General features: G+C 40.8%; 13 protein-coding genes. 2 read left to right on the top strand and 11 right to left on the bottom strand.

Annotated elements, in window-relative coordinates; all coding sequences use genetic code 11:
- Position 1: 1 nt before the first annotated feature.
- Positions 2–1129, bottom strand: a complete 1128-nt coding sequence (tgt, locus tag H5183_RS14575; RefSeq protein ID WP_145238250.1) for a tRNA guanosine(34) transglycosylase Tgt — start codon at positions 1127–1129, stop codon at positions 2–4.
- A gap of 174 nt (positions 1130–1303) precedes the next feature.
- Positions 1304–2335: a tRNA preQ1(34) S-adenosylmethionine ribosyltransferase-isomerase QueA gene (gene queA / locus H5183_RS14570; RefSeq protein ID WP_145238247.1), complete on the bottom strand. Its 1032-nt coding sequence runs from the start codon at positions 2333–2335 to the stop codon at positions 1304–1306.
- Between the two features lie 168 nt (positions 2336–2503).
- Between queA and H5183_RS14565 the strand changes: the two genes are divergently transcribed.
- Together H5183_RS14565 and H5183_RS14560 are read left to right on the top strand one after the other, a co-directional pair.
- On the top strand, positions 2504–5029 hold the full coding sequence (locus tag H5183_RS14565) for an EAL domain-containing protein (protein WP_182732012.1): 2526 nt from the start codon (positions 2504–2506) through the stop codon (positions 5027–5029).
- A 203-nt stretch (positions 5030–5232) separates the two neighbouring features.
- The gene (locus H5183_RS14560) at positions 5233–5457 is read left to right on the top strand and encodes a hypothetical protein (RefSeq protein ID WP_145238241.1); all 225 of its coding nucleotides are present in this window, start codon (positions 5233–5235) and stop codon (positions 5455–5457) included.
- A gap of 63 nt (positions 5458–5520) precedes the next feature.
- Here the strand turns inward: H5183_RS14560 and H5183_RS14555 are convergent, their stop codons facing one another.
- The 9 genes from H5183_RS14555 to pstA all read right to left on the bottom strand — a co-directional run bounded on the left by H5183_RS14555 (position 5521) and on the right by pstA (position 14274).
- Positions 5521–6432, bottom strand: coding sequence for a hypothetical protein (locus tag H5183_RS14555; protein WP_182732011.1), 912 nt, complete (start codon positions 6430–6432; stop codon positions 5521–5523).
- Positions 6433–6443: 11 nt separating this feature from the next.
- Positions 6444–7034, bottom strand: coding sequence for a hypothetical protein (locus H5183_RS14550; protein ID WP_145238235.1), 591 nt, complete (start codon positions 7032–7034; stop codon positions 6444–6446).
- Positions 7027–7569 (bottom strand): RNA polymerase sigma factor, encoded by a 543-nt coding sequence (locus H5183_RS14545; RefSeq protein ID WP_182719203.1) that lies wholly within the window; start codon positions 7567–7569, stop codon positions 7027–7029. The genes H5183_RS14550 and H5183_RS14545 overlap by 8 nt, the downstream gene beginning before the upstream one ends.
- A 265-nt stretch (positions 7570–7834) precedes the next feature.
- Positions 7835–8764 carry a hydrogen peroxide-inducible genes activator gene (locus H5183_RS14540; protein ID WP_145238228.1) on the bottom strand — a complete coding sequence of 310 codons (930 nt, stop codon included), beginning with the start codon at positions 8762–8764 and terminating at the stop codon, positions 7835–7837.
- Positions 8765–8856: 92 nt separating this feature from the next.
- Entirely contained in the window at positions 8857–10125 is a 1269-nt protein-coding gene (locus H5183_RS14535; protein WP_145238225.1) for an inorganic phosphate transporter, read from the bottom strand.
- Positions 10126–10164: 39 nt separating this feature from the next.
- The gene (locus tag H5183_RS14530) at positions 10165–10842 is read right to left on the bottom strand and encodes a TIGR00153 family protein (protein ID WP_145238222.1); all 678 of its coding nucleotides are present in this window, start codon (positions 10840–10842) and stop codon (positions 10165–10167) included.
- A 171-nt stretch (positions 10843–11013) separates the two neighbouring features.
- Positions 11014–11715, bottom strand: a complete 702-nt coding sequence (phoU, locus tag H5183_RS14525) for a phosphate signaling complex protein PhoU (protein WP_064668157.1) — start codon at positions 11713–11715, stop codon at positions 11014–11016.
- A 54-nt stretch (positions 11716–11769) separates the two neighbouring features.
- Complete coding sequence (gene pstB, locus H5183_RS14520; RefSeq protein ID WP_145238219.1) at positions 11770–12597, bottom strand: phosphate ABC transporter ATP-binding protein PstB; 828 nt, start codon at positions 12595–12597, stop codon at positions 11770–11772.
- Between the two features lie 27 nt (positions 12598–12624).
- Positions 12625–14274 carry a phosphate ABC transporter permease PstA gene (gene pstA, locus H5183_RS14515; protein ID WP_145238216.1) on the bottom strand — a complete coding sequence of 550 codons (1650 nt, stop codon included), beginning with the start codon at positions 14272–14274 and terminating at the stop codon, positions 12625–12627.
- Between the last annotated feature and the right edge of the window lies 1 nt (position 14275).

Genomic DNA, 14275 nt, shown 5'->3' with positions numbered 1-14275 from the left:
TTTAATTTGTGGTATCTGCAAGCTCTGGCACTTCTTGGCCGCGGCGTGCATAAAAATCATTTACGAATTCATCTAACTTACCGTCACCGATCGCATTACGTAAACCTTCCATAACGCGCTGATAGTAACGTAAGTTATGAATTGTGTTTAGTCGTGCACCTAAAATTTCGTTACATTTATCAAGATGATGTAGGTACGCGCGCGAATAATTCTTACAAGTATGGCAATCACACTCAGGATCAAGTGGGCCGGTATCTGTTTTGTGCACAGCATTACGAATTTTCACAATGCCACCGGTTATAAATAAATGACCATTACGCGCATTACGAGTTGGCATTACACAGTCAAACATATCGATACCGCGACGAACGGCTTCAACTAAGTCTTCAGGTTTACCTACACCCATAAGGTAACGGGGTTTGTTCTCTGGCATTTTATAAGCACAGTGATCAAGAATGTTAATCATCTCATTTTTTGGCTCACCGACCGATAAACCACCGAGTGCGTAGCCATCAAAACCAATTTCTTCAAGACCTTGTTGTGACTGAGCACGCAACTCCGGATACATACCACCTTGGATAATACCAAATAAAGCTGATGGATTGTCACCGTGACCTTCTTTTGAACGCTTAGCCCAACGAAGTGATAACTCCATTGAATCTTTAGCTTCTTTTTCGGTGGCAGGATAAGGCGTACATTCGTCAAAAATCATTACGATGTCTGAACCTAAATCACGCTGCACTTGCATGGCTTTTTCTGGTGAAAGCATAATTTTTTCACCGTTAACAGGCGAGCTAAACAATACACCTTCTTCGGTAATTTTACGCATTGCGCCTAAGCTAAACACTTGAAAACCGCCTGAGTCGGTTAAAATTGGTTTATCCCAATTCATAAAACCATGTAATCCACCATGCTGCTTGATGATTTCAGTACCAGGGCGAAGCATTAAATGGAAGGTGTTACCTAGGCAAATATGCGCACCAGTGTCTTTGACTTCATCTGGGGTCATACCTTTGACAGTACCGTAAGTACCTACTGGCATAAATGCTGGCGTTTCGACTACGCCTCTATCAAAAATCAAGCGGCCGCGGCGGGCTTTACCGTCTGTACGGTCTAATTCAAACTTCATATCATCCTCAAATGTCAGAAAAACAGTCCAACAAGCTATAATTTAACCGCTCGATTCTACCCTTTTTGTAAAACCATTACTATTAATTGGGCTCAAAGCTGAAATTAAAAGTGCAAAAATCAAAACTAAAAAGCCCAACGCAAGGCTGGGCTTTAAGTGCTTTTATAGAAAAAACTATTTACGGGTTAAAAACATCGCATCGCCGTAGCTAAAAAAGCGGTATTTTTGTGCAATTGCAGTTTGATATGCACTCATAATATTATCTTGCCCAGCAAATGCACTAACCAACATGATCAATGTCGATTCTGACAAGTGAAAATTAGTGACCATGGCATCAACTACGTTAAATTGATAACCTGGGTAAATAAAAATATCGGTGTCACCAAAGTAACTGGCTAATTGGCCGCCATGTATCTTAGCTGCTGATTCCAATGAACGTACCGAAGTTGTGCCTACCGCAATCACTCTGCCGCCGTTAGCTTTGGTTGCAGCGACTGCTGCAACAACATCATCAGGCACTTCAATGTATTCGGAGTGCATTATATGATCATCAACCGAGTCTACGCGTACCGGCTGAAATGTGCCCGCGCCAACATGCAGAGTAACAAATGCCATGTTTACGCCCTTAGCTTTTATTGCTGCCATGAGCGTATCGTCAAAATGTAGGCCAGCAGTTGGCGCTGCAACCGCGCCAGGTTTTTCACCGTAAACTGTTTGATAGCGTTTGCGGTCTTCGTCAGTATCTGGACGGTCAATATAAGGTGGCAGTGGCATATGGCCAATATCGTTTAAAATTTCCAGTACATTTTGACTATCGCTAAACTCTAGTTCAAACAATTCGCCATGACGACCCACCATAGTCGCCTGCGCTTTACCTTCGAGAATAAGTTCTGTACCTGGTTTTGGTGATTTACTGGCGCGTACATGAGCCAGCACGCGGTGCTCATCAAGCACTCGCTCTACTAAGACTTCAACTTTGCCACCTGACGCTTTTTGGCCATACATACGAGCAGGGATCACTTTGGTATTGTTAAATACCAACAAGTCATTTTCATTTACTAAATCAATAATATCGCTAAATATTTTATGTTCTACAGCGCCACTTGGGCCATCTAAGGTTAATAAGCGACTGCTGGTTCGATCCTGTTTAGGAAAACGAGCAATTAATTCATCAGGTAAGTCAAAGCTAAAATCAGCCACGCGCATAGGATATATCCAGATCAAAAAAGTCGCGCCAAGTTTAACTGCATCGCGCTATTAGCTCAACCAACGGCTTTAATTAAAATACAATGGAATGTTCTCTTGTGGTTCGAGACAAATGGCATTATTCTACTCAACTTAATTAGATCTAGGTTTATAAGAGGTGTGACATAAATGGCTAAGCAGCTAACTTTGCTGATCTTAAACGCCAGTGTCGCTGAGCGTCAGGCTGTTAAGTCAACCTTAAATCGGCTCAATGTATTTACTTTCCTTGAAGTAGCCGATAGCCAGCAAGCCCTCGAAATTCTTAAATCTCAAGCGGTCGATGTCATTATTACCGGTCTTAATGTTGGTAAAATAGATGGTTGGCGATTTTCTCGGATGATCCGTTCAGGGTTATTAAAAACCCCAAAAAATACACCAATTGTACTAACTCCGCCTATCTATTGTGAGCGAATAGCCGAAACGACAGCACGCAGTTATGGCATAGATGCAGTATTGCCATTTGAACGCCAAGATATGCTGCCACAGGTACTGGCAAATGTGTTATCAACGCATTTAGAAAAAAGTAGTCGTTTAGACTTGTTGCTGCTCGAAACCGACAGTGACAAAGCAGCTGAAATAGCGCAACAATTACAGCTAAACTTTGCCTGCACCCATGTTTCTAGTAATAAACAAGCATTATCAATCTATTTGCAGCAAAAGTTTGCCATTGTGTTACTTGATGCAACCGCAGCACACGCAGGAGCTGCCAGTCAATTAGTTGAAGAGATTTTACAACACAACCCAAAACAAGCCATTGTAACCATTATAGACACGAAAGATGCCGATCATGCTGAACAACTATTGCTTTCAGGGGTCACTGATTTTATTCGTGCACCATATGAACAAACCTTGTTAAGTAAAGTATGCGACCATGCTGCGCGCCGTGAAGATTTTATGGTCAGTTATGCAGAGTTTGCACAAAAAGTAGAACAGCTAAGTCAAAGTCAAAGCCGCTATAAGGAGCTATTTTCAGCCCATCAGCGGATACTATTACATCTTAATACTGTGGTGCTTGAATTTGATGAACAAGGCCGCATTCGTTTTATCAACCCTGCGTGGGAAGCACTCAGTGGGTTTGGCATAAAACAAACCTTGAGCAAAGCACTCTCTGACTTTTGTATCAATGATTGCAAAAATAAACTACTGCAAACAATTAGCAGTATTTTGCATGGCGGTGCCTTGCAACAGCAGGTTGAAGTGCAAATTATTCATAAAGATGGTCAAGCTATTTGGGTTGAGTGCCGCTTACAACTAATCAAAAACAGCAGTAATGCTGCCACGATCACCGCCACAATAGATAATATTCATGAGCGCAAACAAGCTGAATTACAGCTGCGCCATTTAGCACTACATGACACCTTAACCGGCTTACATAACCGCTATTATTTTGATCAACAACTCAATCGAATTTGCCAGCCGCAACGCACTAATGGCGACATAGAGCACGCTTTAATTTATATTGACCTCGATCATTTTAAAATAATTAATGACAGTAAAGGCCATCAACAAGGCGATATAGTTCTTAAAGAAGTTGCGCAACTATTTAACGCCAATATCAGTGATGAACACTTAGTGTGTCGCATTGGTGGTGATGAATTTGCGGTGATCTTAAATAATATGAATCTGCTTGATGCACACTTGATAGCTGAAAGTATTTGCATGGCTATTGAAGGTCATCAGTTTAAATCTGAAGAACAAGTTTATTCAATTAGCTGCTCAATTGGCTTAACGCAAATAACAGCAGCGAACCATGATCCGAGTGAATGCTTAAAACAAGCTGATATTGCCTTGTACGTTGCTAAAAGCTTAGGCCGTAATTTGGTTCATTGTTACTCTAAAGAAGATGCCAGCCATAACACCTTGCAAGCTGGATTAGAGTGGGGACACAGCATTCGCCAAGCATTGCAACAAAACCAAATTGAATTACATTACCAGCCTATTTGGGACTTTAAACATGGTGGTGTCGCTTATTTTGAAGCACTGTTACGCTTAAAACTCGACGGTGAACTGGTTTATCCAAACCAATTTATTCCGTCACTTGAATTATTGAACGACACTTACTTAATGGATCAATGTGTGATCAGCAATGCAATTTCTGCCATTGCCGCTAACCCTGAGCTAAATCAAGTTGCAATAAACCTATCTGCGCAATCGTTTTTAGATGAACGCCTATTACCGCATATCGAATCGACCCTTGAAAAGTGCGATATCAGCCCTACCCGGGTTATTTTTGAGATCACCGAGTCCGCCAGTATCAATAATTTAACTGCCACTCGTGCGATGATCGAAAAGCTCAATCGCTTGGGCTGTCATTTCTCAATTGATGACTTTGGCACTGGCTTTAGCACCTTTAATTATCTTAAGCAACTGCCAGCTCAACACGTAAAAATAGACGGTTCGTTTGTTCGCGATATGCTTAATGATCCAATCGACTTGGCGTTAGTTAAAGCAATAAACGATATTAGTCGCTCGCTCAATAAGCGTTCAGTTGCTGAATATGTTGAAAATGAAGAGATCTTTTTAGCACTAAAAGAAATAGGTGTTGATTATGGCCAAGGCTACTTTATTTCACGCCCGGTGCCCGTAGAAAAAATCAAACATCAGTTACAAAAAATTTATCAAAACAAAACTTTTTACGAACAACCACCTAGCTAAAATAGCGAACTTTTCATACAAATCTACGCATTTTTTTACTTCCATCTTGTGATAACTCATCTATACTTTGCTCATCGGGCGATAAATGTCTTGTGATTATGATGATAATCGAAATTTCACATGACATCGTTAAATCATAGCAACATGCCACTTACAAACTAACATGTTGTTATTAGTATCATTGTCAATTTATGGAGTGAATTATGATGCAATTAATAGTGTTACTATTAGCGGTAAACTTAGGGATAACTTACCAATGCTATCGATATGCCAGTATCAAAGGTTACCCGGTTGTAACTTTTACCTGCTTAGGTTTGATCCCCTACTTTAACTTAGTGGTGTGGGTTTATTTGTTATTTTTACCAGATATTACGCCATTCAATAAACAGTTTGAATATGAAGGGCATAACGAAAAGCAGCCTTTATAATACGGCTGCTTGTTGGTCAGGGATAAGTTATTAATTGAGCTGAGTTAATATCAGCTCGGCTAATTAAAATTGGTAGCTAATAGCTTTTTTAGTCAGTTCGCTGGCTTTGATATCGCCGGCGACACACTTTTTAATATCTGATTTATTAAATACTTTTATTAAACTCGTATTTTTATCGCCGAGCCCTTTAAGAACAAAACTCACATGCTCGTCGTTTGGCAAACTACGTAAACCACTACCGTAATCACATAACGTAAGACTGATACTTGTACTTACTTGCTCCAGTAACTGTTGTTGCTCTGCGGCTTGTTGTTGCTCACGCTCTGCATGCTTTGCATTAATATTTTGGCGTAGCTGTTGCTGCTGTTTAGTGAGTGTAGTTTGTTGTTTTTCCAGCTTCGCGATATCTTTTTCTAACGCTTTTTTGCGTTGTTCAAGCTGTTTCTCTTCGGCGCTATTATCATGGCGGCTGGCAAACTCTAAATCGCGCTTTTCACGCTCTAAATCCCGCAACTTTCGGCCCACATCACGCTCTTGCTCTGCAATTTCGCGCACTTGTTCTGCGCCTTCACGCATTAGTTCCATCGCTTGTTGATAAGCTTCTCGTGATGATTCAACAACATCTTCGGTAATAAACTCTACTTGATCACTGATAATTTCAATATCCATATTAGCAAAATCAATTTCAGGCAGCGGTGGTAACGGCGCATTAGGTGCGTTACTAAAAATAGTCTGCCAGCGGCTAGAGCCTCTTACGTCCAGCTCAAATACCACTCCCTGCTTAACAAAATAGTTGGCTTGAATCGCACGGATCCTTTTATTGGTATCTTGCTTTAACGCGCTGCTTAAAATGTTTTCCATTATTGCTACTTCACGCTGTATTGATGCCAACTCCGCAGGGTCTTGCGCAGATACATTAGCACTTAAGCACCCAAGTATGGCCATTATGGCGCTGCTGATAAGTTTTTTATTCATGCTCTATACTCCTAATTTTTCGCAATCGCGGCTGTTGGCTGCTCTTGTACTTGTTCGGCTAAATCATTTAATTGCATCCGTAGATACGCTTGATCTTGAGCTCGCTGGGTTTTGATGTAAGTGATTAAACTGGCAATATCTTCTTGGCGTTCAACTCGTCCTGTTGCAATGGCCTCTTTTGCTAATTGATACATCTGCTGTTGTTGCAATTGATTTTGCGCAGTAATAATTCTTTGCATTTGGTCAATTTGCTTTTGTTGAGACTGCAATAAATGTGTTTGTTTCGTTACTTGTGCAAGTAACCCCTGCGCATCTGATTGCGGTATAACTAAAAAGATTAACGAACAAACCAATACTGATGCTGCAACAGCCCACGCTCCAGCGACGCTAAACACACGCACAGCAGAGAACTGCGATATTGTTGATTGGCGATCCCAGATTGGTACAGGTACAGCCTTATAGTCACGGCTATGCTGTTGCCATACTTGCGCTTGGCTCATCAACGCTGCATATTCGGGATCATTTTCGAGCTGCTGCAATTGTTTATCGCTCAAAACTTTACCATCTAACCATTGCTCAAAAAGCGACTCTAAACTAGCCATCTACGGCCTCCAAATGAACTTTTAATTTTCCTAATGCACTGTATAACCGCGACTTAGCAGTATTAGTTGAAATATCTAATTGCTCAGCAATCTCTTCAAAGGTGCAATGCTGGAAAAATTTCAACTCCACCACTAAACGCTGCTCCCACGGTAACTTATTCAACATACTTTTTAATTGCTGATGCTGGGCCTGAGCTACACTATTGCCTTCTAATTCACTGTGTTCACAGGCCTGTTCTGGCACATCATCTAAGCTCTGATAATGCTTGCGACGGCGGTAGTATTCAACGCTACGCCGATGCACAATTTGAAATACCCAAGTATTAAAACTCGACTCACCACGAAAGTTCGGCAGACTTTTATACACCGAAATAAACACCTCTTGCATTAAGTCCATGGCATCATCTGGGTTACTTAGCATCCGCAAACAATAGTTATAAACTTGGCTTTCATGCTGCTTAACCAGCTTAAGCCAGGCGCGCTTATTTCCTTGTTGTGCTTTGGCGATTAATGTTTCTATTGATTGAAAAAACACGATTCTCGATGCTTAGTTATTTTACTTATGAGGTTAGTCGATAGAGTGAAGCAGATAGTTTGGAAAAGATAAAAATAAATGAAAATAAATAAAAAAGCTCACCTAAATGAGCTATTCCTGTGTCGTTATACCAATCGTGTTAAGTTACTGACCATTTATAGCGACAGATAAATGGAGTGATAACAAGGCATAAATTTTGACATATAGTTGTTCTACATGAAAAATTTATAACGCAGTTAGCGCTTTATTTAGCTCGCTAGAATGGTTAAATATTTAAGTCGATTGGCATTAAGCGACATTGCTGCTTTAAAAAGCTTTCTAGCATTTGGCTAAATAAACGAAAATCTCGAATACGACCAGTTGTTTTGCGCCATAAAATGCCAATATCGCGGTATGCGTCACTTTGTGAGGGAGTGGCAAGCATGTTTTTGTTCGCTAAAATACCCGCGTTAATCGCCATTTGCGGTAAAAAAGTCACACCGAACTGGTGCTCAACCATGCTAAGTAAGGTGTGTAAGCTCGCCGCTTCAAACGGATTGATACAGCTTGAACGATTTAAATGACAAGCACTTAATGCGTGCCCTGTCATACAATGCTCTCGCTCTAATAAGAACACGCTGGCTTCCGGTAACAAGTTAAAATCTTCTATATTCTTAGCAGGTAAATAGTCTTTATGATGTACTAAGCAAAAGTGATCTTGCGCGAGTACTTGAGTATGAAATTTATCAGTATCGTAAGGTAGTGCCAATAGCGCCATATCGATATGGCCATGCTCGAGTTTATCTAACAAGCTATCACTGGTGTCTTCAACCAGTACCAACTCTAAATCAGCAAACTGTTGCTGACAAAGGTGATATAGAGGTGCCGCAATAAAACTAGCAATCGTTGGAATAACTCCGAGGGTGAGCGTACCGCTTAGCGGTGTTAAATGGCTTTTAGTCAGCTCTCTAACACTTAGCGTATCGTCAATAATTTTGCGTGCCCGCTCTACCACTTCTTCGCCGATGGCTGTGAACATCAAACTACGATTTTCACGCTCTATGAGTTGGCAACCGAGTGTTTCTTCAAGGGTTTGAATTGCACTGCTGAGTGTTGATTGACCAATAAAACACGCACTTGCGGCGCGGCCAAAATGTTGATGCTGATGAACTGCCAATAAATACTGCAGCTGTTTAATACTTGGTAAGTTCGTCATACTTTTTGTACCCACAAATAAAAAGACCCCAACACCAAGGGCGTTGAGATCTTTTCAAGCTAAAAGTCTGTAATACTTAAAGACTGCTGGATTTAAACTCCAAAGGCAGTTCTCAGTATGTAGAAAATAACAATAGCAAGGGCAGCGCCAACTGGCAATGTAATTACCCAAGAAACTACAATGTTTCTGATCACACCCATATTAAGTGCAGCAATTCCACGTGCCATACCTACCCCTAATACCGCGCCAACTAAGGTTTGTGTAGTAGAAATTGGTAAGCCTGTTCCCGATGCAATTACAACTGTAGAAGCAGCAGCTAATTCAGCAGCAAAACCACGACTTGGTGTTAAATGCGTAATGCCTTCACCAATCGTTTTAATTACTTTTTTGCCTAAAATTGCAAGGCCTGCAACAATACCGAAACCACCTAGTGGTAAAATCCACCATGCGATTGTCGCTTGCTTAGCTATCTCACCGTTATTTTCAACAATGTTTACAACTGCAGCCAACGGACCAATCGCGTTAGCCACGTCATTAGAACCATGAGCAAATGCCATACAACATGCGGTTAATACCATTAAGATAGCAAATACTTTCTCAACGTTATTAAATTGCATTTTCTTATCGGCTTTTGGATCAATCTTTAACCGAGAAATAACGATTTTACCAATAATACCAACAATAACAGCAATACCGATTGCTAATGCATAACCTTCAACAGCACCTAAATTAATACCAATGTGCTTTAAACCTTTCTTGATGGTTACTAAAGACATGATAAAACCGGCTAAACCCATGTAAATAGGCACATAGCGTTTGGCATTATTAAGTGGCGCATCGGTGTCAAAAATTAACTTTTGCGCACTCATAAATATTAAGTAGGCAATAAACCCTGAAATCGCCGGGGTAACAATCCAACTCCCTACAATACCTGCAACTTTGTCCCATTGAATCGCTTCGCTGCCAACTGCAACTAAGGCAAATCCGATGATAGCGCCAATAATTGAATGCGTGGTTGATACCGGCCAACCTAAGAATGAAGCTATTAGCAACCAACTACCCGCTGCAAATAATGCCGAGATCATCCCTAATACCATAAGTTCTGGCAGGTCTAAAAACGGCGTAGAATCGATAATGCCTTTACGAATTGTCGATGTTACTTCGCCGCCAGCTAAGTAGGCGCCTGCAAATTCAAAAATCATCGCTATAAAAATAGCTTGTTTAATAGTTAATGCTTTTGAACCTACCGATGTGCCCATCGCATTAGCAACGTCATTCGCGCCAATACCATAAGCCATAAAAAAACCGACTGCTGCGGCAATTAAAATTAATACCGTGCCATAAGATGCAATGATATCCATTGTGTAACCCTAATCTTTCGTTATTGAACTGAGTGTAAATTACCGAGCTAACATCAGCTCAAGACGCGAACCAACGCGTTCTGCGATATCCGCAAGCTCGCCGACCCATTCGATGATTTTATATAAAAACATTACATCTACAGGATTGAGTTCATCTTCGACGTCGCGTAATTGGCGACGTATTATGATTTGCATATCATCCGTGTCTTGTTCAATTGCATCCAATTCAACGAGCATTTTTTCTACTAAGGTCACTTCACGACCTTTAAAACCAGTTTCTAGTAACTCATCTAACTCATTGATTGCGTTTGATGCTTGTTTAGTTGCATCAACACAGCGAGTTACATAGGCTAAAAAGTTAACTTGAATTTCTTTTGGAATGGTCATCTCACGACCAATTACACGACCAGCAATGTCTTTTGCTTTATTAGCAATTTTATCTTGCTGGGTGACGAGTTCGAGCAAATCTGTACGCTCTACCGGCATAAATAAACCGCGCGGTAATTGTAAACGTATATTTCTTTTCATGTCGTCGGCTTCACGTTCTAAAGTACGAATGTTCAAGCGAATCTCTTCTGCTTGTTGCCACTCTTCTTTAAATACATGATTGAAAAAAGGGATCAAAGCTTTACTTGCTTGATGTACCTTCTTGATGTGATCTTCCATTGGCTTTATAGGAGATTTTGCGAATACCCCTAAAAATGCGTTTGTAGGCATAACTGACCCTTAAATCAAATTAGTATGCTTTGCGGCGTGAATTTTACAGCATTCACCGCGATTGTGAATGCTTTTATTACATCACAGCTGCCGCTACAGCATTATAATTATAACGAAAACATGAAAAGCGACCATTGGCCGCTTTAATAAAACAAGACGGTATCAAAAAATCTATAACGATTTTTCTATATCCTCTTGAGATGTATGACGAATATCTTTGCCATTAACAAAGTAAATAATATATTCAGAGATGTTTTGACAACGGTCGCCAATACGTTCCAATGAACGTACCGACCAAACTAAATCCATAATTTTTGGAATTGAACGTGGATCTTCCATCATATAGGTCATAATTTGACGAGTAATTGCTTCATACTCACGGTCAACCTTGGCATCTTCTTTGTGTACTTCAAATGCTTTTTGTACATCCATACGTGCAAAAGCATCGAGTACATCATGCAGCATTTTTGAAACTTGGCGACCCATATTTTCGATGTTAACTAATAAATCTTGCTGATCTTTAGTAAATGAATCTAGCGCAACTTTAGCAATACGCTCAGCCTCATCGCCAATACGCTCTAAATCGGCAATGGTTTTAGCAATCGCGACCACTAAGCGTAAATCACTTGCAGCTGGCTGACGACGAGCAATGATACGGGTACATTCCTCATCAATATTTACTTCCATGGCGTTTACTTTATAGTCGTTTTCACGCACTTTACGCGCTAACTCAGCATCGCCATTACTTACCGCATCAAGCGCGCTATTAAGTTGCTGCTCAACTAAGCCACCCATGCTTAATACATGGTTACGAACGTTTTCTAGCTCTTGGTTAAAGCGGCCAGAAATATGCTTATTAATATTGTGTTCCATTGTTTACCTTCTTATCAAAATCGCTAACGTAACCCAAAAACAGTTTGACTCAGCCTAGCCGTAACGACCGGTGATATAATCTTCCGTTTTCTTTTTCGTTGGGGTAGTAAATAACGTATTGGTATCTGAGTACTCTATTAATTCACCCATGTACATAAAGGCCGTTTGATCAGAAACCCGCGCTGCTTGTTGCATGTTGTGGGTTACGATAACAACGGTAAACTTATTTTTTAAATCGTTGATAAGCTCTTCAATTACCAGTGTTGAAATAGGATCCAATGCTGATGTTGGCTCATCGAGTAATAATACTTCAGGCTCAATGGCGATAGAGCGTGCAATCACTAAACGTTGCTGCTGACCACCTGACAAACCAAATGCGCTATCGTGAAGCCGATCTTTTACTTCATCCCACAGTGCCGCGCCTCGCAGTGACTGTTCAACCACCTCGTCTAATTTACGTTTTTCTTTGATACCTTGTAAGCGTAGGCCATAAACCACATTTTCGTAGATTGATTTAGGAAACGGGTTCGGACGCTGAAATACCATACCAACATTGCGACGCAGCGCTGCAACATCTACCTTTTTGTCATAGATGTTTTGTCCGTGTAGTAAAATTTCACCTTCAATACGGCAAATATCAACCAGATCATTCATACGGTTAATACAGCGCAATAACGTAGATTTACCACACCCTGATGGTCCGATAAATGCGGTTACTTGGCCTTTTGGAATATTCATATTCACTGAGCTAAGCGCTTGTTTTTCACCATAGTAAAGATCTAAGTTTTTGATCTCGAGTGCCGTTTGCTCGGTGCTTAAATTGTCTAAGTCCAATTTCAAACTCGTGCTTGATTGGTTTACTTGTGGAGCGACTGTAATCATGTTTGTTACCTATAGAATCTTTACTAATTATTGATCAAGCGATCTAAATTTTTCACGTAAATGGTTACGTATGCCTATCGCGGTGATATTCAGTGTAATAATTACTGATACCAATAAGAATGCGGTGGCATACACTAGCGGACGCGCCGCTTCAACATTTGGGCTTTGGAAGCCAACATCGTATATATGAAAACCTAAATGCATGAACTTTCGATCTAGATGAAAATACGGGAAGTTACCATCGAGCGGTAATGTCGGTGCCATTTTCACCACACCCACTAGCATCAATGGTGCAACTTCGCCGGCAGCACGCGCTACCGCTAATATTAAACCGGTCATAATCGCAGGACTGGCCATTGGCACGATAATACGCCATAACGTTTCAGCTTGCGTTGCGCCCAGTGCTAAAGAGCCATGACGAACCGTACTTGGGATACGTGATAAGCCTTCTTCGGTTGATACAATCACCACAGGCAGCGTTAAAATAGCAAGCGTTAAAGCAGACCAAAGTACCCCTGGAGTACCAAATACTGGACTAGGTGCGGCTTCTGGATAAAACAATTGATCCAAACTGCCACCTAATACATAAACAAAGAATCCTAAGCCGAATACACCGTAAACAATTGAAGGAACACCAGCCAAGTTAATGACCGCGATACGGATCATCTTGGTAACCGCATTTTTAGCCGCATATTCATGTAAGTATATAGCTGCTACAACCCCAAACGGCGTTACGATTACAGCCATCAACATTACCATAAAAACAGTACCAAAGATTGCCGGGAATACACCACCTTCGGTATTAGCTTCACGCGGATCATCTGAAACAAATTTACCTAGTTGAACAAAATAGTGACCTAGCTTTGCAACAAAGCTCATGTCATTAGGAAACCAAAAATCCAAAACCTGATATAAAGGCAAAGTAACAATTTCACCGCGCATATCTTTTACGGTTACCTGATCACGCTTAGCTTGTTTGCGCAGTGCAAATAATTGCTTTTCAAGTACGCCATACTCGGCTCTTAGATCTGCACGCTGTTGCGCAAGCTCAGCCACTCGTTCATCGGTCAATGCATCATCAAGTAAATACGATTTCTCTTGTAAACGTAAACGCTCTAATTGATAGTTAATATGACCAATGTCACCGTTTTGCAAATCAAGAGCTTGCTCATTAAGCTCAACGGCACGTTCAACTAATTCTTCTAATACTTCAGTTTTATTATCGGTAATCACTTGGCCGTCTTTTATTACCTGTTCAACGTAGCCATAGAAGTTACCGTTTTTACTGCGCTCAAATACAGCTAGGGTCGCAGGCATGGTATTTGATTTTATGTCGGTTTCTAACACCCAACGAAAATCTAAATCAACGTATTCACGGTTACCGGTTTTAATTAAATAACGCTCTAGTTGCTCTTTATCATAACCAGATAAATCAACACCGGTTGCCTCAAGACGAGACTTAGGCACCATTTCACGGTCGTATATTTCACCAATTACGGTTTGCTGCGCAACCGAGCCTTGTAGCTCTAATTGCACTACTTGTGATGGCCAGAAAAAGCTTAACCCTTTCCAAGCAATCATTGCTAATAACCCTAAGACAGAAATCAAACTGATACTTACTGCACCACCTGTCATCCATATCCAAGGAGAACCTGACTTAAACCACTGCTTTAACATG

The sequence above is a fragment of the Pseudoalteromonas sp. SR44-8 genome (assembly GCF_014163635.1).
In the GTDB taxonomy this organism is placed as follows: Bacteria; Pseudomonadota; Gammaproteobacteria; order Enterobacterales; family Alteromonadaceae; genus Pseudoalteromonas; species Pseudoalteromonas rhizosphaerae.
Note: the sequence above shows the minus strand (reverse complement) of the source record. Positions and strands in the feature narration are given on the sequence as shown.

What these genes read in the sequence shown, in the direction of transcription:
- H5183_RS14535 (WP_145238225.1), bottom strand. Translation starts at nt 10,125, where the DNA reads ATGGATATCATTGCATCTTATGGCACGGTATTAATTTTAATTGCCGCA.
- queA (WP_145238247.1), bottom strand. Translation starts at nt 2,335, where the DNA reads ATGCGCGTGGCTGATTTTAGCTTTGACTTACCTGATGAATTAATTGCT.
- phoU (WP_064668157.1), bottom strand. Translation starts at nt 11,715, where the DNA reads ATGGAACACAATATTAATAAGCATATTTCTGGCCGCTTTAACCAAGAG.
- H5183_RS14530 (WP_145238222.1), bottom strand. Translation starts at nt 10,842, where the DNA reads ATGCCTACAAACGCATTTTTAGGGGTATTCGCAAAATCTCCTATAAAG.
- tgt (WP_145238250.1), bottom strand. Translation starts at nt 1,129, where the DNA reads ATGAAGTTTGAATTAGACCGTACAGACGGTAAAGCCCGCCGCGGCCGC.
- H5183_RS14550 (WP_145238235.1), bottom strand. Translation starts at nt 7,034, where the DNA reads ATGGCTAGTTTAGAGTCGCTTTTTGAGCAATGGTTAGATGGTAAAGTT.
- H5183_RS14560 (WP_145238241.1), top strand. Translation starts at nt 5,233, where the DNA reads ATGATGCAATTAATAGTGTTACTATTAGCGGTAAACTTAGGGATAACT.
- pstA (WP_145238216.1), bottom strand. Translation starts at nt 14,274, where the DNA reads ATGTTAAAGCAGTGGTTTAAGTCAGGTTCTCCTTGGATATGGATGACA.
- H5183_RS14555 (WP_182732011.1), bottom strand. Translation starts at nt 6,432, where the DNA reads ATGAATAAAAAACTTATCAGCAGCGCCATAATGGCCATACTTGGGTGC.
- pstB (WP_145238219.1), bottom strand. Translation starts at nt 12,597, where the DNA reads ATGATTACAGTCGCTCCACAAGTAAACCAATCAAGCACGAGTTTGAAA.
- H5183_RS14540 (WP_145238228.1), bottom strand. Translation starts at nt 8,764, where the DNA reads ATGACGAACTTACCAAGTATTAAACAGCTGCAGTATTTATTGGCAGTT.
- H5183_RS14565 (WP_182732012.1), top strand. Translation starts at nt 2,504, where the DNA reads ATGGCTAAGCAGCTAACTTTGCTGATCTTAAACGCCAGTGTCGCTGAG.